Origin of the sequence: Streptomyces sp. NPDC048637 (assembly GCF_040650675.1) — a bacterium.
Lineage (GTDB): Bacteria > Actinomycetota > Actinomycetes > Streptomycetales > Streptomycetaceae > Streptomyces.
The window spans coordinates 13,898-31,894 of record NZ_JBEZHQ010000058.1 but is presented as its reverse complement, the minus strand read 5'-3'; the positions used below and the strand labels follow the sequence as shown (position 1 = coordinate 31,894).

Here is a 17,997-nt window from a genome sequence, read left to right as displayed (position 1 = left end):
ACGGGTGGCTCCCTCAGCGCTTTCCCGCGTCCGCCCACCGCCTATGCCAGCCCTGGGTCCGCCGTCCGCGGTGCGCTCAGCAGAATCACCTCCAGCGTCCGCGGCCCGTGCACTCCCTCCACCCGGTCGAGTTCGATGTCGCTGGTGGCGGACGGGCCGGAGATCCAGGTCAGCGGGCGCTCCGGCGACAGCCGCGGCAGCGCCTCCGGCACCGAGCCGACCACCTGGTCAGGGACCCGGACGACACAGAGGTGATGGTCGGGCACCAGCGTGATCCGACGCCGGCCCTGGTCGGGGCCGCCGTCCAGGACCAGGGTGCTGGTCTCCGCGATGGCCACCGCACAGCCCGTCAGCACACTGTCCACGGCGTCGAGTTCCCGGGGCGTGCTCGACGCGCGGTCCTCGGCGCGGGTGATCTCGGCGCCGGCCGTCCAGGCGGCATCCAGCCCGGGCGGCACCAGCACCGTCCGCGCCCCGCGCGCCGCCAGCAGGCGGCGGATCAGTGACGGCAGCTCCTCGGCGGTGCTGCGATGCACGAGCGCCCGGTAGTCCGCGAGATTCTCCGCGAGCAGGTCGATGTCCTGCGCGGCGGTACGGGACCCGTGCACCCGGCGATAGTCGCGCGCCACCGGCGGGCCGTCGGGTCCCTCCCCGCGCGGCACATCCGCCAGCGCCCGGCGCATCCGCGCCAACACCACATCCCGGCTGCTCACTTGGCGCCTCCCTGCGGCTCGGACGCGGTACCGCGGGTGCGCTGCCACCAGTCGCGGAAGGACTCGGCCGGTACCGCGGGCAGCTCACGCGTCGCCGACCAGGCGCGCCCCGGCCCCGGCAGCCGCCGTGGATGCAGCCGCCGGGTGCGGGCCGCCAGCCGCGCCCCGGTGCGCAGCGCGCCCGGGTGATCGAACGCCCAGGCCGCCGCGCGCATCGCGGCCCGCTCCGCGGCATGCCCCTTGGCCGGCTTGAGGACGGTGCGTGCCCCGCCCCGGGTGACCGGCCCGCCCTCGACGACCCGCTCCCGCAGATGCACCAGCACCTCGGGGATGTCGATGGCGACCGGACACACGTCGTAGCAGGCCCCGCACAGCGAGGACGCATACGGCAGTGAAGCCTCCAACGAGCCCTCGACGCCGCGCAGTTGCGGGGTGAGGATGGCACCGATCGGGCCGGGGTACGGCGAGCCGTACGCATGCCCGCCGGCCCGCTCGTACACCGGGCAGACGTTCAGACAGGCCGAGCAGCGGATACAGCGCAGCGCCTGCCGCCCGACGGTGTCGGCGAGGGTGTCGGTGCGCCCGTTGTCGAGCAGCACGAGATGGAAGGTCCGCGGCCCGTCGCCGTCCGTCGTGCCCGTCCAGGTGGAGGTGTACGGGTTCATCCGCTCCGCGGTGGAGGAGCGGGGCAGCAGCTGCAGAAAGATCTCCAGATCCTGCCAGCGCGGCACCACCTTCTCGATGCCGACGACGGAGATCAGCGTCTCGGGGAGGGTCAGACACATCCGGCCGTTGCCCTCGGACTCCACGACGACCAGGGTGCCGGTCTCGGCGACCATGAAGTTGGCGCCGGAGATCCCGACCTTCGCGGACAGGAACTTCTCCCGCAGATGCAGCCGCGCCGCTTCGGCCAGCTCGGCGGGGGAGTCGGACAGCCCCTCGGGTGCCGGCCGTCCCCAACTCCCCATCTCCCGGCGGAAGATGTCGCGGATCTCGGAGCGGTTGCGGTGGATCGCGGGGACCAGGATGTGGGAGGGCAGATCGTCGCCGAGCTGCACGATCAGCTCGGCCAGATCCGTCTCGTACGCGCGGATGCCGGCCTCGGCCAGCGCCTCGTTCAGCCCGATCTCCTGTGTCGCCATCGACTTGACCTTGACGACCTCGCGCTCCCCGGTCTCCCGCACCAGCCGGGTGACGATCCGGTTGGCCTCGTCCGCGTCCGCCGCCCAGTGGACCTGCCCGCCCGCGGCGACGACCGCGGCCTCCAGCTGCTCCAGATAGTGGTCGAGATGGCGCAGCGTACGGTCCTTCACCGCGGCGCCCGCGGCCCGGAGCTGCGCCCAGTCGTCCAGCTCGGCAACGGCCCTGGCCCGCTTGTCACGGATGGTGTGGGTGGCGTGGGTGAGGTTGGCGCGCAGCCGGGTGTCGCGGGTGGCGGCGGCCGCCGCCCGGGGGAAGGCCGGCATGCCCAGGTAGGTGCCGCTCACCACACGCTCCCTTCCGTACTGGCCAGGATCTCGGCGATATGAACCGGGCGGACGGCCGAGCCCTGCCGGGCCAGCGTCCCGCCGATGTGCAGCAGACAGGAGTTGTCGACCGTGCAGACCGCCCCGGCACCCGTCCCGAGGACATTGCGGACCTTGTCGGCGCCCATGGCCGCCGACACCGCCGCGTTCTTCACCGCGAACGTGCCGCCGAACCCGCAGCACTCCTCCGCGCCCGGCAGCTCCCGCAGCTCCAGCCCCTTGACCTGCGCCAGCAGCCGCCGCGGCCGGTCGCCCAGCCCCAGCATCCGCAGCCCGTGACAGGTGGGGTGATAAGTGACGGTATACGGGTAATAGGCGCCGACATCCGTCACCTTCAGCACATCCACCAGGAACTCGGTCAGCTCGTACGTCTTGGGTACTGCGAGCGCCGCCGCGTCGGCGAGCTCCCGTCCGCGCCCCTCGGCCACCGCCTTCGCCCCGATCCGCGGATAGTTGTCCCGCACCATCGCGGCGCAGGAGCCGGACGGGGCGACCACATACTCGTAGTTCCGGAACGCACGGTCGAAGCGGCGCACCAACGGCTCGGTCGCATGGCGGTATCCGGTGTTGAACTGCGGCTGGCCACAACAGCTCTGCTCGGCGGGGAAGCCGACCGCCACCCCCAGCCGCTCCAGCAGCGCCACCACCGCCTGCCCCGTCCGCGGATGGAGCAGATCGTTGATGCAGGTGACGAACAGTGCTACGCGCACGTTGCCATCTCCTTTCGGCCGCTCCGGCCTCTGGCGGCCATCCGCTTCCGCGGTACATGATCACCTGTCGGCTCATCCTGCCCCAGCTGCAGGCCCAGGAGAAGAACCAGGAGCGGAGGACCATGTCGAGTGCCGAGCACATAGCCAAGGACCAGGCGCCGAGCGGTGCCCGCCCGCCGTCGCGGCTACGGCAGCTGGCCGCCGCCTCCATCGGCAACGCCGTCGAGTGGTACGACTGGTACGCGTACTCCTTCCTCGCGGTCTACTTCGCGGGGCAGGTCTTCCCGGAGGGCGTCGGCAACTCCCTGGTGCCGCTGCTCTCCACCTTCGCGGTCTTCGCGGTCGGCTTTTTCATGCGGCCGGTCGGCGGACTGCTGATGGGTGCGATCGCCGACCGCCGCGGGCGACGGACCGCACTGACCCTCACCATCCTGCTGATGGGCGGCGGCAGCCTGCTGGTCGCCCTCACCCCCACCTATGAAGCCACCGGAGTGCTGGCCCCGGTCGTGCTGGTCATCGCCCGTCTGGTGCAGGGCCTGTCGGTGGGCGGTGAGTTCGCGGCCTCCACCACCTTCCTCGTCGAATCGGCGGGGCCCGGCCGGCGCGGGCTGTTCTCCAGCTTCCAGTACGTGTCCACCACCGCCGGCCAGCTGCTGGCGTCCGGGACCGCGGCGCTGCTCGCGGCGCTGCTCACCGAGCAGCAGATGGGCCTGTGGGGCTGGCGGGTGGCGTTCCTCTTCGGCGCGCTGCTGAGCCTGCTGGGACTGTGGATCCGGCGCGGCGCCCAGGAGACCCTCCCCGACCCCGCACAGCAGGCGGCCGACCGCCCCGGCCTCTTCGAGGCGCTGCGCCGCCACCCCCGCCAGTCGCTGCTCATCTGCGGTATCACCGCGGGCGGCACCATCGCCTACTACACCTGGACGACCTACCTGCCCACCTACGCGCAGGTCAACGCGGGCTTCGACAAGGGCGATTCGCTCACCGTCGGCACCCTCTCGCTCGCCTTCTTCGCCCTGCTGCAGCCGCTCGGCGGCCTGCTCTCGGACCGCATCGGCCGCAAACCGCTGCTGCTCGGCTTCTCCCTGGGCTTCGCCGTCCTGGTCGTTCCGCTGCTGCACCTGGTCACCGACGCGTTCCTCTCGCTGCTGCTGGTGCAGTGCGCGGGCATGGTGCTGCTCACCGGATACACCGCGGTCGCCGCGGCCGTGAACGCCGAGGTGTTCCCCGCGCGGGTCCGGGCCGCCGGCATCGGCTTCCCGTACTCGCTCACCGTCGCCCTCTTCGGCGGCACCGCCCCGTACGTCGGCACCTGGTTCCAGCAGGCCGGCCACGCCGATCTCTTCCCCTGGTACGTGGCCGCGCTGTGCCTGGTGTCGTTCCTCGTCTATCTGACGCTGCCGGAGACAGCCCGGCAGAAGCTGGACAAGTAGCCCGGCGGACACGAAGGCGCCGCCCGTCCCGGGACAGGGACGGGCGGCGCCTTGGCCATGCGGTCTGTCAGACGAGCCAACCCACGAAGTGCAGGATGTTGGCCAGCAGGTGGGTGAGGATGTCCATGGGGATTCGTCTCCTTGAAGTCGGGGACTCAACTCTCCGGCCCAGCAAGGGATATCGACCGGAGGCGCGGTAACGGTCTGCAGCACGTCGCTTGCGCCCCGTCATCATGGCTCGTCGCTACGAGTCAATTGAAGGCCTTCCCTCTTCGATCATGCTTACCGGCGAACACTCGCTCCCACGTTCGTTTGTTCCCCTCGTGTGGAGTCTTCGCGATGTCCCATATGGCGCTCCTGCCGCCCTTTAGGGGGGCATGGAAGAGCTTGTGCGGGCATGGTGACCGTGCCGCGCGTGACCTTTCTCATTTTCGATCTCATTGCTGAAATGCAGCCGGGCGGCATTCGCCCGTAATTGACGTGCAATCAGAAGTGCCAGGCGCCCGGGCAATGGTGGACATATGCCCGGAAGTGAGATCACTGAACTCGCCGGTAGCGAAACGGTGCGTCAAGAACTCCGTATTCCCGTCGGAATCTCTCGGTGCCGGTGTCCGATTTTCACAAGACGATCACGTGTTAGCGTCCGTCGCCGCGAACCGAAAACGCGAAAGGAAACTCCGTGGGCCACCTGCACCACTTCAGCGCGGGCTGGATATCTCCGGTTCTCGCCTATGCCATGGCATGCGTGGGATCCGCCCTCGGCCTGCGCTGCACCGTAAGGGCGCGAGCGGCCGAGGGGCGCTCACGCCGCAATTGGCTGCTGACCGCCTCCGTCGCCATCGGCTCCGGCATCTGGACCATGCACTTCATCGCCATGCTCGGATTCGGGGTCACCGGCAGCCCGGTCCACTACGACGTCCCGCTGACCGTGCTCAGCCTGCTGATCGCCATGGTGGTCGTCGGCGCGGGTGTCTTCACCGTCGGCTACGGCACCCCCGGACTGCGCTCGCTGCTGCTCGGCGGTCTGGGTACCGGCGTCGGTGTGGCCGCCATGCACTACCTGGGCATGGCGGCCATGCGCCTGCACGGGCACGTCGGCTTCGACCCGGGCCTGGTCGCGCTCTCGGTCGTTATCGCCGCCGGCGCCGCCACCGCCGCCCTGTGGGCCGCGCTCAGCGTGCGGGGCACCGTCGGGGCGGCCGTCGCCTCCCTCGTCATGGGGCTCGCCGTCAGCAGTATGCATTACACCGGAATGAGCGCTGTGCGCATCGAATTGACGCCCAGTCGAGCGCCGTTGAGCGGTGTCACTGCAATGGAATTCATCTTTCCGCTGGCCGTCGCACTCGGTTCATTTCTCTTCCTCACAGCGGCCTTTGTCGCTTTGTCCCCGACCGCCCGCGAGCGTGCCGCAGCCGCCTCCGTTGATTCGCTGGGCGAGCACTGAACTCCCCACCTCGCCCGACCTGTTGAGGAATTCATGCACACACGACAGACCCCGGACCATTCCGGGCCCGCAGGGGAGGCCCCGCCGCCCGGGAACGGCCGCCCCAGACATGCGCTGCCCGCAGTTGCCAAGCCCCGGAAAATCGCCGCGGATTACCGTATTGGCCTGATGCCCCGATCGGTGCGCGCGAAGATCGTCGCGCTGCTCATGGTTCCCGTGGTGTCCCTGATCGCCCTCTGGGCGTTCGCCACCGTCACCACCGCGCGGAACGTCTCCGATCTCCAGCGGCTCAAGGACGTCAACGCCACCCTCGTCGCCCCGGTCGGGGACTTCGTCTCCGCCGTACAGGAAGAACGCAGCGCCGCGGCACGCGCCCTCGCCTCCCCCGATCCCGGACGACAGCAGACGCTGCGGGAACGGCAGCGGGCCACCGACTCCGCCGCGGTCGCCCTCCGGGACGGCATCACCTCCGGAAGTGCCGACGCGGAGACCGTCGACCCCCAGCTGCCCGGCCGTATCGACCGGCTGCTGCACGACGCCGACGGGCTGCCCGCGCTGCGCGGACGCGTCGACGGCCACCGGCCCGACCGGGACCGTCTGGTCGCCGGCTACACCGGCGTCGTCGAGGACGGTCTCGCCACCGTCGGTGCGCTGACCGGCCTGGAGAAGACGGCGGTCTCCTCGGAGGTGCGGGTCGTTCTGGAACTCTCCCGGGCCCGCGAGGCGCTCGCCCGGGAGGACGCGGTCCTCGGCGCCGCCCAGCTTTCCCGCCGGATGTCACCGGGGCAGTTCGACGCGTTCACCGGTGCGGTGCACACCCAGCGCGCACTGTTCACCGCCGCGGTCGACGACCTGCGGCCCCAGGACGCCGCGGCCTACCACCGGATCCTGGACGGCGCGGCATACCGTGAACTGCGCGCCGCCGAGAACGCCGTACGGGACGCCGGCGCGGGCACCGCGGCTGCCACGGCCGTCTCCGCCGTGCACTGGACCGATATCAGCGACACCGTCCTGCGCGACCTGCGTGGCGCACAGCGGGCCGCGAGCACCGGGGCGGCCCAGGACGCCGACCCGCTGTCCGCCGGCACCCTCGGCGGACCCGGTATGGCCGTCGGCCTGGGCCTGGCCGGTGTCCTGCTCTCGCTCCTCATCTCTGTCAAGATCGGCCGTCGGCTGGTCGTCGAGCTGGAGGAGCTGCGCAACTCCGCGCTGCGGGTCGCCCGCCGGGATCTGCCCGCCTCGATGCGGCTGCTGCACGCGGGCAAGAAGGTGGACATCGATGCCGTCGCCCCACTCGGCCCGCGCGGCACCGGCCGCGACGAGGTGGGGCAGGTCGGCGAGGCCCTGGTGGCGGTGCACCGCGCCGCGCTCCAGGCGGCGGCCGGCCGCGCCGAGGCACTCAGTGGTATCTCCGGTGTCTATGTGAGCCTCGCGCGGCGCAGCCAGCTGCTGCTGCACCGCCAGCTCGCCCTGCTGGACACCATGGAACGCCGTACCGAGGACCCGGTGGAACTGGAGGACCTCTTCCGGCTCGACCATCTCACCACCCGGATGCGACGGCACGCCGAGAGTCTGATCATCCTCTCCGGCGCCGCGCCGGGCCGCGGCTGGCGCCATCCCGTGCCGCTGCTGGATGTGGTACGCGCGGCCGTCGCCGAGGTGGAGGACTTCCCGCGGGTCGAGGTGCAGGCCCTCGTCGACACCCGGCTGATCGGCGGTGCGGTCGCCGACCTCACGCATCTGCTGGCCGAACTCGTCGAGAACGCGGTGATGTTCTCGCCGCCGCAGACCAAGGTGCAGGTGCGCGCCGAACGGGTCGGTTCCGGTATCGCCGTGGAGATCCACGACCGCGGCCTCGGTATGGACAAGGAGGCACTCGACGAGGCCAACCGCCGTATCCAGGACGCCGAAGAGGTCGACCTGCTGGACACCGAACAGCTCGGTCTCTTCGTCGTCAACCGGCTCGCCCACCGCCGGCACGTCAAGGTGGCCCTCCAGCCCTCGCCGTACGGCGGCATCACGGCCGTGGTGCTGGTGCCCGACGCCCTGCTCGCCGCAGGAGCGGACGAGGAGTCGCCGGACGCGCGCAGCGCGGAGCCGTCCGAGGAGAGCGCCTCGCTCTTCCACCCGCGGCGGCCGGCCGCACACCGGCCACTGCCGGCTGTGGCGCCACGCCGGGACGCGCTCCCGCCCGCCGCGGACGGCACAGCGGCACAGAGGCCTCCGGCCGAGCACCGCACACCCGCACCCGCCGCCCCCGCACCGCCGTCCGACGCCGCGGCAGACCCGGACGCCGCTCTGCCGCGCCGGGTGCGCCAGGCCAACCTGGTGCCCGAGCTGCGGACGAGTCCGGAGAAGCAGCCCGAGTGGGTGCCGCGCACCGAGGGCCGGCCCGCACCGCACCGTTCCCCGGAACGGGCCCGCGCCACCATGGCGTCGCTGCGCGCCGGCTGGGCGCGCGGCCGTGGGGCCACACCTCCGCCGCAGTCCCCGCAGCCGGCGCCGTCGGAGCAGCCGCAGCCGCAGCCGCAGCCGCACCCGCAGGACCCGCGGCAACCGAACGCGACGAACGACAATCCGTCACGAGGAGAAGAAACACCATGACCGGCGACCAGCAGCTGTCCGGCGAACTCAACTGGCTTCTCGACGACCTGGTCTCCCGTGTGCTGGAGATCCGCTCCGCCGTGGTGCTCTCCGGCGACGGCCTGGCCGTCGGTACGTCCAGCGGACTGACCCGTGACGACAGCGAGCGCTTCGCGGCGATCGCCTCCGGCTTCCACAGCCTCGCCAAGGGAGCGGGCCGGCACTTCGCGGCCGGCCAGGTCATCCAGACCATGGTCGAGCTGGAGGGCGGCTTCCTCTTCGTGGTGGCGGCCGGCGACGGCTCGTGTCTGTCGGTGTTCGGCGACGCCGAGGCCGATATCGGCCTGGTCGCCTACGAGATGGCCCGGCTCGTCAAGCGGGTCGGCGCACACCTCGGTACCCCCGCGCGCGCCGGATCGGAGTGACCGGCCTGCCATGACCGACTCCACCCCGCGCTGGTACGACGACGAAGCGGGGCCGATGGTCCGGCTCTATGCAATGACCGCCGGGCGGGCCCGGCCGAGCAGTGCGGCCTTCGACCTGATGGCCGTGGTGCAGGCCGAGCCCCGGCCGGACGAGGGCCCCACGCTGTCGCCCGAGCAGCACACGATTTTCACGCTGTGCGGCGAACGCCCCCGCCCGGTTGCCGAGGTCGCCTCCGACTCCGGGCTGCCACTGGGCGTGGTCCGGGTGCTGCTGAGCGATCTCCTGGCCGAGGGGCTGATCCGCGTCAACCGCCCCGTGCCGCCCGCCCAGTTGCCCGACGCGCACATACTCAGGGAAGTGATCGATGGACTCCGCGCGCTCTGACTCCTTCATGGCCCTCAAGATCCTGGTGGCCGGCGGGTTCGGCGTGGGCAAGACGACCCTCGTCGGTTCCGTCAGCGAGATCCGCCCGCTCAACACGGAGGAACGGCTGACCGAGGCCGGCCGCCCCGTGGACCGGCTCGATGGGGTCAAGCAGAAGACCACGACGACCGTGGCCATGGACTTCGGACGGATCACCATCCACGACGACCTGGCGCTGTATCTGTTCGGCACGCCGGGACAGGACCGGTTCTGGTTCCTGTGGGACGAGCTGGCGCAGGGTGCGCTCGGCGCGGTGGTACTCGCCGACACCCGGCGGCTCGCCGACAGCTTCGCGGCCATCGACTACTTCGAGCACCGCAGCATCCCGTTCGTCGTCGCCGTCAACTGCTTCGACGGCGTCCGCGCCCACCGGGCGCAGGAGGTGGCACGGGCCCTGGACCTCGATCCGGAGACCCCGGTGCTGCTGTGCGACGCCCGGGAGCGCGCGTCCTGCAAGGAGGTGCTGATCGGTCTGGTGGAGCACGCGGCCTCGGCCTACGAGGCGAGGCTGCCCGCCAACTCCGTTTCCCCATAGGTCTGTTGAGGGTCCTCCGCAAGCAGTCTGCGCATGCCGACGGCCGCGGCACGGCCCGCCCGGTTGGCGCCGATGGTGCTCGCCGACGGCCCGTAACCGACGAGATGCACCCGCGCGTCACGGAGCGTGCGGGTGCCCGCCATCCTGATGCCGCCACCCGGCTCGCGCAGCCGCAGCGGGGCGAGATGGTCGAGGGCGGGGCGGAAGCCCGTCGCGTAGAGGATCACATCGGCCCCGACCGTGCGCCCGTCGCCCCAGACCGCCCCGGTGGGCGTGAGGCGCTCGAAGAGCGGCAGCCGCTCCAGCACGCCGCTCTCCCGGCCCCGCCGGATCGCCTCGGTCATCGGCAGCCCGGTCACGCTCATCACGCTCCGGGGCGGCAGCCCCTGCCGGACCCGCTCCTCCACCAGCGCGACCGCCGCCCGGCCCTGCTCCGCGCCGAACGGTCCCGCGCGGAACACCGGCGGCCGACGGGTCACCCAGGTGGTGGCCGCCGCGACCGGCGCGATCTCCAGCAGCTGCTGTACAGCCGACGTCCCGCCGCCCACCACCACGACCCGCGCCGCACGGAAATCCTCCGGGCCCCGGTACTGCGCACTGTGCAGCTGACGGCCGCCGAAGACCTCCTGCCCGGGGAACCGCGGCCAGAACGGCCGGTCCCAGGTCCCGGTCGCATTGATCAGCGCCCGCGCCGTGTAATCCCCCTCCGACGTCTCGACCAGCAGCCGCTTGTTCTCGCCCTCGCGCACCGCCGGCACGCTCACCGGCCGGTGCACCCGCAGCCCGAAGGTCCGCTCGTAGCTGTCGAAGTACGCGCCGATCACCTCGGACGACGGGCGGCGCGGATCGGCGCCGGTCAGCTCCAGGCCCGGCAGCGCATGCATCCCGTGCACCTTGTCGTACGTGAGCGTGGGCCACCGGAACTGCCAGGCACCTCCGGGGTGTGGCGAGTGGTCGAACACCACGAAGTCCCGGTCCGGCTCAAGGCCGACCCGCCGCAGATGAAACGCGGCAGCCAGGCCGGCCTGCCCGGCACCGACCACCACGACCCCGACCTCACGCACCCCGCTGTAGTTCATGTTTCTACTAACCAGGGGGGAGGGGCAGGTCTTCCCGCCGGGCGGATCGGCCCTTCCCGGGCTCCGGCCCGGCCACTCCGTACGAGGCGGGTGATCCACCGCTCGTCCCCGGGACGCCGCCGGGACGCCGCCGGGAGCGCCGTGGGCCACGGTGGCCCGCCGGCCGAGGGGCGGAGGTAGCCGGGCCGAGGGAGGGCAGTGGCCGGGTCGAGGGGAGGCAGCACTGCGCTTCATCGGCCCGGCCACCGTGATCCATATGACGCTCAGCGACCGCCGGCGATCAGCAGCGGTGCACCACCCGGCGCGGACGCCGGCCGGCCATTGGCCGCCGGTACGCCGTCCAGCGGAGCGGGGCCCGCATCCAGCAGCCCCCGGGCGGCAAGCTCCGGCCGTACGCCTTCACCGAACCAGTAGGCCTCCTCCAGGTGCGGATAGCCGGAGAGGATGAAGTGCTCGATGCCCAGGGAGTGGTACTCCTCGATCCGGTCGGCCACCTCGGCATGGCTGCCGACCAGCGCGGTGCCCGCGCCACCCCGCACCAGACCCACCCCCGCCCACAGATTGGGCGAGATCTCCAGCCTGTCGCGCGAACCGCCGTGCAGCGCCAGCATCCGCTGCTGCCCCACCGACTCGCTCTTGCCCAGCGCCTGCTGCGCGGCCGCCACCGTCTCCGGATCGAGGTCGTCCAGCAGCCGGCCGGCGGTCGCCCAGGCCTCCTTCGACGAGTCCCGTGAGATCGTGTGCAGCCGAATGCCGAACCGGACCGTACGCCCTTCCTTCTCCGCCAGCCCGCGAATCCAGTCGATCTTCTTCTTGACCTCCTCGGGCGGTTCGCCCCAGGTGAGGTACACATCCACATTCCGGGCGGCTACCGGCCCCGCGGCCGCGGACGAGCCGCCGAAGAAGATCTGCGGCAACGGGTCCGGCGGCAACGCGGTCAGACCGCCCTCGACCTGGTAGTGCTCGCCCTGGAAGTCGAACGGCCGGCCACCCCACACGCCCCGAACGATCTGCAGGAACTCATCGGTACGGGCATACCGCCGGTCATGGCCGAGATGATCGCCGAACCGCTTCTGCTCGGTCGAGTCACCGCCGGTCACCACATTCAGCAGCAGCCGCCCGCGCGAGATCCGCTGATAGGTTGCCGCCATCTGCGCCGCCAGCACCGGCGAGACCACCCCCGGCCGGAACGCGACCAGGAACTTCAGCCGCTCGGTGACCTGGGTGAGCGCCACCGTCGTCAGCCAGGCGTCCTCGCACCATGTACCGGTCGGGGTGAGTACCGCCTCGAACCCCAACTGCTCTGCTGCCTTGGCGATTTGGGCCAGATACTCGATATCCGGGGCCCGTACCCCGCTCACCGGGGTGATGCGGTCCCGCCGGATCCCGCCGTCGGTGTAGGCATGCCGGTCGACGAGGGTCCGCCCGTCGCCGCCGGTCGGGAGAAACCAATGCAGGTGTACGGACATCTCAGTGGGCCTTTCCATAGGTACGCGGCGCCGTGCCCGAAGGCGGCAGGTCACCGTTGAAACGGGGGTCGACGAACGTCCCGAAGTCGAAGGAGCGGGGGATCAGCTTCAGCGCCGCGAACGAATCGACGATCTGCTGCTCGGAGGCGATGGCGGCCTTGTCCACGGCCACCGCGACCGCCGTCCCCCGGGTGCGCTTGACCGCGTCCAGCGCCACGTTGTCCGGCAGTCCGGTCTCCTTCGCCCAGGCCTTCGCCCAGACGTCGGGGTGCTTGAACACCCAGTCCTGTGCCCGCCGCAGCCGGTCGGTGTAGTCCTTGAGTGCCGCCGACTTCTTCTTGTCGTCCAACGCGGCAGGCGCGGCGACCTGGAAGCCCAGCCCGTTGACGACCCCCCGCCCGGTGGTCAGCACCCGGGCATCGGCCTGGTCCAGGGCCTGCGAGGTGTACGGGTCCCACACCGCCCAGGCATCCACCTTCCCCCGGGTGAATGCGGCGAGCGCATCGGCCGGCTGAAGGTAGTTGAGCGTGACGTCCTTCGGCGTCAGCCCGGCCTTCTTCAGCGAGGCGATGAGCTGGTAGTGCGCCGAGCTGCCCTGGGCCACGGCGATCGACTTGCCCTTCAGCTGCGACGGCCGCTTGAGCGGGGAGCCCTTCTTCACCAGGATCGCCTCGCCGTCCGACCTGCTGTGCGTCCCGGCGATCACCTTGATCTTCGACTTCGCCGCGGCGGCGAAAACGGGCGGGGTATTGCCCACCGCGCCGACATCCACCGCCCCGGCGTTGACGGCCTCCAGCAGCGGCGGACCCGACGTGAACGTCGACCACTTGATCTTGTACGGAAGGTCGTCCAGCTCTCCGGCGGCCCGCAGCAACGCCTCCGAACCGCCTTTCTGATCACCGACGTTGAGGGTCAGTGAGCCCTTTCCATCGGTTCCGCTCCCGCTCCCGCTCCCGTTCCCGCCGGCCCCCTCGGCCCGCGACGCACCACCGCAGGCGGCCAGCAGCAGGGTGAACGGAAGCAGCAGGGCGGCTGGGGCGAGGTGGCGTGCTCTCATGGGGTGTCCGTTTCGGTCTTGGTGTGGTGGAGCGATCGGTGCGTGTGGCCGGTGTTCGTGTGGTGGAGCGATCGGTGTGCGTGTGGCCGGGGGAGTGGTGGTCTGGTCCCGGCGTGGTCAGGCAGCAGCGGCGGATCCGTCGTCGGTGGCCTCCGCGGGGGCAGCCCCACCCGCCACGCCGTCCGCGTCGTCCAGGCTGTCCGTACTGCCCTCCACACCGAGGCGGTCGAGCAAACGGGCGCGCAGGGCGCCGAACCGCGGATCGGAAATATCGCGCGGCCGCGGCAGATCCACCGTGGTCCCGTACGCGATCCGGCCGCCCTCCATCACCAGCACCCGGTCGGCGAGCAGCAATGCCTCCTCCACGTCATGGGTGACCAGCAGCACCGCGCAGCCCCGCTCCCGCCACAGCTCGGCCACCAGGCGCTGGGCCTTGATCCGGGTCAGCGCGTCGAGCGCACCGAACGGCTCGTCGAGCAGCAGCAGATCGGGCTCCCGTACCAGCGCCCGGGCGAGCGAGGCGCGCTGCGCCTCACCACCGGAGAGCGTCTTGGGCCAGGCATCCGCCCGATGGCCGAGCCCGACCTCGTCCAACGCCCGTACCGCAGACGCACGTTCGGGGCGCCCCGGCAGCCCCAGCAGGACATTGCGCCAGACCCGCTTCCAGGGCATCAGTCGCGGCGCCTGGAACGCCACGGCCTTACGGCGCGGCACCAGCACCTCACCCTCGATCTCCCGGTCCAGCCCGGCCAGCACCCGCAGCAGGGTCGACTTACCGCAGCCGCTGCGTCCGAGCAGCGCCACGAACTCGCCCGGCTGAACGGTCAGTTGCAGATCGTCGATGACGGCGCGGTCGCCGAAGGCGCGCACCAGCCCCGCCACCTGTACGGCGGCACCGGAAGGCGCGGAGCGCGGGCCCTCCTCGGTCGCGAGGTCGGTCACTGACCCGTGAACGTCGGTCGCCATTGCAGCAACAGCCTTTCGAGGGTACGGACGAGGAAGTCGGCGATGAGCCCGAGGATCGCGTAGACCACCAGGCACACCACGATCACGTCGGTGCGGAAGAATTCCCTGGCCTGGTTCATCAGGAAGCCGAGGCCGTCATCGGCATTGACCTGTTCCCCGAAGACCAGCGCGAGCCAGGCGGTGGCCAGCGAGTAGCGCAGCCCGGTCATGGCGCCCGGCGACGCACCCGGCAGCACCACATGCCGGATCAGCCCCCATCGGCTCAGCCCGAGCGATGTCCCGGCCTCCACCAACTGGGCATCCACGCCACGGATACCGGCATAGACATTCAGATACAGATGGAAGGCCACACCCAGCGAGATCAACGCGATCTTGGGCGCCTCACCGATGCCCAGCCAGATGATGAAAAGCGGAATCACGCCCACCCACGGGATGGAGCGCAACATCTGCACAGTGGCGTCGACAAGGTCCTCGCCGAGCCGCGAAAGCCCCGAGGCGAGCGCCAGCACCACGCCGGTCACCCCGCCCAACAACAGCCCGACCGCGACCCGTTGGAGAGAAACCAGCATCGCCGACGGCAGCGTTCCGTCCGAGACCAGATCCCCGGCGGTGGCAGCGATGGTGCCGGGCGACGCCAGGATGTCTTCCGCCAGCGCACCACTCGCGCTGAGCACCTGCCACAACACCAGCAGCGCGACGGGCCCCACCGTACGACGCAACCACCGCGGCACCGACCGCCGCCGCCCCGAGACCGGAACGACACGGGCGAGCTCCGGCTGGCCGCCACGGGAAGCGGACTCCACCCCCGCCTCCACACCCTTGGAGAACGAAGGCCGCGCCGCTTCAGCGGATATATCGGGTGGGGCATGGCCGGGCACGGCCTGGTCGAGAGTCATGAATGCTCCACGAGGAGGTGAACTGGGGGAGGGGGAGGGAGAAGCGAAGGGAAGCGAAGAAAAGCGAAGAAAAGCGAAGAGAGAGGAGCAGAGAGGGAGCGGAGAGGAGAGAAGGCGCGCCGTCACACGCCAGGACGCACCATGCCAATGCGCCCGGCCAGCAGCAAAAACACCGCCAACGGACAGTCCCGACAGGACCGACAGGACCGACAGGCAAAAGGTCCGGCAAGAATCGTGAAAGCCGAAATACCGCGAGGTCCGCAAATACCGCTCAGAGCCGCGGAGAACCGCAGAGAACCGCGAAGGGCCAACCCCTAAAGAAGCGGTATCAGCGTCGACACCGGCGGCATCTACGCCGCCAACAGCATCAGTGACAGCAGCGCATCAGCAACGGCCGCCGCGGCGACACGCGGCAGAGGCCACCCGCACCAGGTCGATGTGACCGCGCGTGGTGAGCAGGGCTGATGTAGACATGCCGCTGAACGTAGCGGTGCGCTCCGAGAGGGGTCAAACGTCATCTCGGCTGGTGGACCGTTGTTGCCGGAGCATTGAGGCAGCATTGCGGACAACACCCGCGGGGGTGCGGACGAGGGCGGGTCGTCCATACGAAAATGAACGCATGAGCACCGCATTCACCACCCGCACCCTTGACGTCACCACCGGCTCGACGGAAACCGTCACCGACCTCACCGCCGACTGTGCCGCTTTCCTCCGTGAGGCGGCAGACGGCCGCGACGGCCTGCTGAACATTTTCGTGCCGCACGCGACGGCCGGCATCGCCGTACTGGAAACCGGCGCCGGCAGCGACGAAGACCTTTTGGCCGCATTGCACGACCTCCTGCCCGCCGACAACCGCTGGCGCCACCGCCACGGCAGCCCGGGCCACGGCCGAGACCACGTCCTGCCCGCTCTCGTCCCACCCCACGCGACCCTCCCCGTCGTAGCGGGCCGCATGGAGCTGGGCACCTGGCAGTCCGTCTGCCTGGTCGACACCAACGTCGACAACCCCAACCGCCAGGTGCGGTTGAGCTTTTTCGGCCAGGGATTCGCGTAGGTGGGACTGAATCGGTGGCGTTCGGCCCCGCCCAAACGATCGTGGCGGGCCACGACTCTGCACGGTCGTGTGTCGGAGCTGAACCCGCGACATCTACGTCGGGAACGAGGAACGCGCAGGTCGCCTCCCTGTTGAAGATGACGTTTGCACAGCTCAGAGCATTGTTCTCGGTTGGTCTGGGAGGCCTATTGGGGCTTTGGGTGAGGATCTCTATGCAGGAGCCGGTAGTTGGCACGGAGAGATCGCGGTCATTCCCAGAGGTGACGGTGCATCATCTCGATGGCACGTGGCTTGGGCAGCGATCGATCGGTCCCGCGGATATGGCACCCCGAGGTTCATCCCGCTGTCGGTCGTGATCGGGGGGAGGCGCAGATCGTGGAACATCGGCTGCGTGGTCGGATCGGCGCGGCTGCCACGCACCGGGTGCCTGCCCGGTGCCCCGAGCTGACCAGCGGCACGGCAGGCCGACATCCCGGACGGTGACCGGACAGCGAGAACTCACCCGCGCCCAGCCGTGACCGGGGGCCGCCGTGTCTGACTCGGCCCCCGGCGGTCCGGGCGGCGACGGCGCTGACAGGAAGCGGGGCCGGGCGGGGTGGCTCGGGGCGTCAGCTGCCGAAGGGGATGTCCCGAGGGGTGGCCATCCGGCGGGTGTCCGGGTGGGCCTTCACATAGTCCGTGACGTACGAGAGCGACTCCCGCACCGCGCTGTCGTCCGTGCCGCAACCCTTCGGGCCGCTGACGCCGTCCGGGTAGCACGACATCCGGTTGCCGTAGATCAGGCTGTCCACGGCGGCGTTCCCGCCGGAGGAGTCAAGCAGGGTGGCGGCACGGTCCCCGTCCCCCTTGCTCACCGTCCAGCCGACGGTCAGGCCGAGCTCTCCGGCGTCCCGGGCCTTCCTGCCGGCCTCCAGTTCCTTCCGGATGCTGCCGAACTTCAAGGCCATGTTGAACAGGCCGTTGTCCATCACGCGCTGGTTGCCGGGGACGTTCGGCCCGTGCTCGGCGAAGCCGTCCCGGACCTTCGCGTAATCGCCGCTGAAGCTGACCGCTTCCTTGGAGTTCAGGTCAGCGAGGGCGGTCTTCCAGCCGCTGCCGCCCTCCTTGCCGTAGAAGCCGTAGAGCACCCGAATGCCCTTGCTCTCCAGCTTCTTGCGCGCCATGTCCCGCAGCCCGGCCACGGAGCAGTGGCGCCACTTGGGGTCGTTGCTGTCGCACCAGTCGGGGTTCTTCATGTCCAGCCAGACGAAGGAGGCCTGACGCCCTTGCTCATGCTCCTTCGCCACCTGGTCGAACATGGCCGACATGGGGTCGCCGTAGCTGGTGAGAGTGCCGTCGTGGTCGGCCCACCAGCCCTTGCGCCAGGCCGTTGCGTCCATCTCCAGCGCGTTGGCCCCGTTCGCGAGTGCCCTGGTCACACCGCCCGTGGTCAACACCCGGTGGGCGATGGCCCAAGTGGGGCGCTGCTCGGTGGTGCCGGGCGCGGGCTCGGAGGGCTTGTCCTCCGGTGTGGCCATCGCGGCTCCGGTGCCCAGGGTGGCTGCGGAGGCGACCAGAGCCAGCGGCAGCAGTATGGCGCGAAGCGGACGTGGGGCGGCCATGAGGATGGTCCTTTCCGTTGCACGGGCCAGGTGTGGTGGCGGCCCGTGTGCTGTGCGGTGACTGTCTGCGTTACAGACAGGCGGC

General features: G+C 70.6%; 17 protein-coding genes. 7 read left to right on the top strand and 10 right to left on the bottom strand.

Features of this window, described 5'->3' with window-relative positions; genetic code table 11:
* Positions 1-41: 41 nt before the first annotated feature.
* From AB0C46_RS38190 to AB0C46_RS38180, 3 genes are read right to left on the bottom strand one after another with little or no spacing between them, the layout of a single operon-like run.
* Positions 42-713, bottom strand: coding sequence for an LUD domain-containing protein (locus AB0C46_RS38190; RefSeq protein WP_362833714.1), 672 nt, complete (start codon positions 711-713; stop codon positions 42-44).
* A complete protein-coding gene (locus AB0C46_RS38185; RefSeq protein ID WP_362833713.1) occupies positions 710-2,200 on the bottom strand; it encodes a lactate utilization protein B in 1,491 nt (496 codons plus the stop codon). Before AB0C46_RS38185 ends, AB0C46_RS38190 begins: the two co-directional genes overlap by 4 nt.
* Positions 2,197-2,949: a (Fe-S)-binding protein gene (locus AB0C46_RS38180; RefSeq protein WP_362833712.1), complete on the bottom strand. Its 753-nt coding sequence runs from the start codon at positions 2,947-2,949 to the stop codon at positions 2,197-2,199. Before AB0C46_RS38180 ends, AB0C46_RS38185 begins: the two co-directional genes overlap by 4 nt.
* Positions 2,950-3,071: 122 nt before the next feature.
* On the opposite strand from AB0C46_RS38180, the gene AB0C46_RS38175 reads away from it, so the two are divergent.
* The 6 genes from AB0C46_RS38175 (at position 3,072) to AB0C46_RS38150 (ending at position 9,790) form a co-directional block, all read left to right on the top strand.
* Positions 3,072-4,379: an MFS transporter gene (locus AB0C46_RS38175; protein WP_362833723.1), complete on the top strand. Its 1,308-nt coding sequence runs from the start codon at positions 3,072-3,074 to the stop codon at positions 4,377-4,379.
* A gap of 679 nt (positions 4,380-5,058) precedes the next feature.
* Complete coding sequence (locus AB0C46_RS38170) at positions 5,059-5,823, top strand: MHYT domain-containing protein (RefSeq protein WP_362833711.1); 765 nt, start codon at positions 5,059-5,061, stop codon at positions 5,821-5,823.
* A gap of 168 nt (positions 5,824-5,991) precedes the next feature.
* Entirely contained in the window at positions 5,992-8,427 is a 2,436-nt protein-coding gene (locus tag AB0C46_RS38165; protein WP_362833710.1) for an ATP-binding protein, read from the top strand.
* Positions 8,424-8,831, top strand: a complete 408-nt coding sequence (locus tag AB0C46_RS38160; protein ID WP_362833709.1) for a roadblock/LC7 domain-containing protein — start codon at positions 8,424-8,426, stop codon at positions 8,829-8,831. The genes AB0C46_RS38165 and AB0C46_RS38160 overlap by 4 nt, the downstream gene beginning before the upstream one ends.
* Positions 8,832-8,841: 10 nt before the next feature.
* Positions 8,842-9,216, top strand: coding sequence for a DUF742 domain-containing protein (locus AB0C46_RS38155; protein ID WP_362833708.1), 375 nt, complete (start codon positions 8,842-8,844; stop codon positions 9,214-9,216).
* Positions 9,197-9,790 (top strand): ATP/GTP-binding protein, encoded by a 594-nt coding sequence (locus tag AB0C46_RS38150; protein ID WP_362833707.1) that lies wholly within the window; start codon positions 9,197-9,199, stop codon positions 9,788-9,790. Before AB0C46_RS38155 ends, AB0C46_RS38150 begins: the two co-directional genes overlap by 20 nt.
* Here AB0C46_RS38150 and AB0C46_RS38145 read toward each other — a convergent pair.
* The 6 genes from AB0C46_RS38145 to AB0C46_RS38120 form a co-directional block, all read right to left on the bottom strand.
* Positions 9,751-10,869: an NAD(P)-binding domain-containing protein gene (locus AB0C46_RS38145; protein WP_362833706.1), complete on the bottom strand. Its 1,119-nt coding sequence runs from the start codon at positions 10,867-10,869 to the stop codon at positions 9,751-9,753. The genes AB0C46_RS38150 and AB0C46_RS38145 overlap by 40 nt on opposite strands.
* 263 nt (positions 10,870-11,132) lie before the next feature.
* Complete coding sequence (locus AB0C46_RS38140) at positions 11,133-12,338, bottom strand: LLM class flavin-dependent oxidoreductase (RefSeq protein WP_362833705.1); 1,206 nt, start codon at positions 12,336-12,338, stop codon at positions 11,133-11,135.
* A gap of 1 nt (position 12,339) precedes the next feature.
* The gene (locus AB0C46_RS38135; protein ID WP_362833704.1) at positions 12,340-13,395 is read right to left on the bottom strand and encodes an ABC transporter substrate-binding protein; all 1,056 of its coding nucleotides are present in this window, start codon (positions 13,393-13,395) and stop codon (positions 12,340-12,342) included.
* Positions 13,396-13,512: 117 nt separating this feature from the next.
* Positions 13,513-14,361 carry an ABC transporter ATP-binding protein gene (locus AB0C46_RS38130; protein ID WP_362833703.1) on the bottom strand — a complete coding sequence of 283 codons (849 nt, stop codon included), beginning with the start codon at positions 14,359-14,361 and terminating at the stop codon, positions 13,513-13,515.
* Positions 14,334-15,257, bottom strand: a complete 924-nt coding sequence (locus tag AB0C46_RS38125; protein WP_362833702.1) for an ABC transporter permease — start codon at positions 15,255-15,257, stop codon at positions 14,334-14,336. Before AB0C46_RS38125 ends, AB0C46_RS38130 begins: the two co-directional genes overlap by 28 nt.
* A 384-nt stretch (positions 15,258-15,641) precedes the next feature.
* The gene (locus tag AB0C46_RS38120) at positions 15,642-15,731 is read right to left on the bottom strand and encodes a putative leader peptide (protein WP_362608349.1); all 90 of its coding nucleotides are present in this window, start codon (positions 15,729-15,731) and stop codon (positions 15,642-15,644) included.
* 145 nt (positions 15,732-15,876) lie between these two features.
* Here AB0C46_RS38120 and AB0C46_RS38115 point away from each other — a divergent pair, with 145 nt between their 5' ends.
* Positions 15,877-16,311 (top strand): secondary thiamine-phosphate synthase enzyme YjbQ, encoded by a 435-nt coding sequence (locus tag AB0C46_RS38115; protein WP_362833701.1) that lies wholly within the window; start codon positions 15,877-15,879, stop codon positions 16,309-16,311.
* Between the two features lie 608 nt (positions 16,312-16,919).
* Here the strand turns inward: AB0C46_RS38115 and AB0C46_RS38110 are convergent.
* The gene (locus tag AB0C46_RS38110) at positions 16,920-17,912 is read right to left on the bottom strand and encodes a phospholipase (RefSeq protein ID WP_362833700.1); all 993 of its coding nucleotides are present in this window, start codon (positions 17,910-17,912) and stop codon (positions 16,920-16,922) included.
* Positions 17,913-17,997 lie beyond the last annotated feature (85 nt).